Source organism: Corynebacterium tuberculostearicum, assembly GCF_032821615.1.
GTDB classification, from domain to species: Bacteria; Actinomycetota; Actinomycetes; order Mycobacteriales; family Mycobacteriaceae; genus Corynebacterium; species Corynebacterium tuberculostearicum_H.
On sequence record NZ_JAVBIF010000048.1, the window covers coordinates 1 to 1,196 of the forward strand.

Genomic DNA, 1,196 nt, shown 5'->3' on the forward strand with positions numbered 1-1,196 from the left:
ACTCAGGATTCGTACTCCTAGCCCCATGCTGGGGCAGGCTATGTTTATCTGCGTTCCTTCTGCCTTGTTGCAGTGGAACTAGTCGCTGGCTTCGGTATGGCTTGTTTTCGTCCCTGTCTGAAAATGATCCGGGGGGTGATGCCGCCGAAGGCAGTGACATACTCCAGACTGCTAATAGGAACCTGACCCGCACAGAATGTGCGAGGTCTCAAAGTAATGTGGATGCCAGCGTGAAGTATGTCCGACCACCAGCGATGAAATAAGTCCCATACTCATTCAATTCGCTTGGAGGTTTGCTATGACCTACGACTATGTCATCGGCATGGACGTTGGTAAATACTTTCACCACGCTTGCGTCTTAGATATCGACGGCACCCAGGTGCTATCTAAGCGCATCAACCAAAACGAAAAATCCCTGCGCGCACTGTTTTCAGCGTTCAGCGCACACGACCACAAGGTCCTTGTCGTCGTGGACCAGCCAAATAACATTGGTCGACTAACTGTCGCGGTTGCTCAAGAACTCGGGATCGACGTGCGCTACCTTCCCGGTTTGGCCATGCGTCAACTCTCACGCATCCACGCTGGCAATGCCAAAACTGATATCCGGGACGCCTATATCATCGCCCACGCTGCAAAGAACCTTCCGGAATCCCTCCGCAGCGTCGACCGTGTCGAAGAAGCTTTCCTCCAATTGAAGGTCCTCAACGGTATCGACGAAGACTTAGCGCGCTCCTACACCAGGCTCATCAATCAGATTCGAAGTGCGCTAGTGGGCTGCTACCCGCAATTCGAACAGGCCCTTCGCGGTCAGATAATCCACCGCAAGTGGGTTCTGCACCTACTTGCACGCTACGGCGGACCGACCAAGATAAAGCGCCTCGGAAAAGCCAAAGCAGCTGCCTTTGCTCGACGCTATAAGGCACGCAATCCTGAACCTGTCCTTGATGCCATATTCGCTGCCATCTCTGAGCAAACAGTCGCCATTGCTGGTGCACACTATGCCGAAATGGGCGTAGCAATGTCGGCGAAGGACGCACTCTTAAAGCTCGAGCACCGCAAGCAAATCGAGCAAGAAGTCATCGAGCTCATCAACGACATCCCCCACACTCAAATCCTGCTATCCATGCCAGGAATCGGACCAAAGACGGCAGCACAAATTCTCATGACCGCGGGCGATATGTCCGACTTTCCGTCAG

General features: G+C 53.4%; 1 protein-coding gene. It reads left to right on the forward strand.

All coding sequences use genetic code 11. The annotated features are described in order from the left end of the window. Positions 1-298 precede the first annotated feature (298 nt). Positions 299-1,196 (forward strand): IS110 family transposase (locus tag RAE09_RS11815; protein WP_316981770.1); only part of this gene is annotated, 898 nt, incomplete at its 3' end.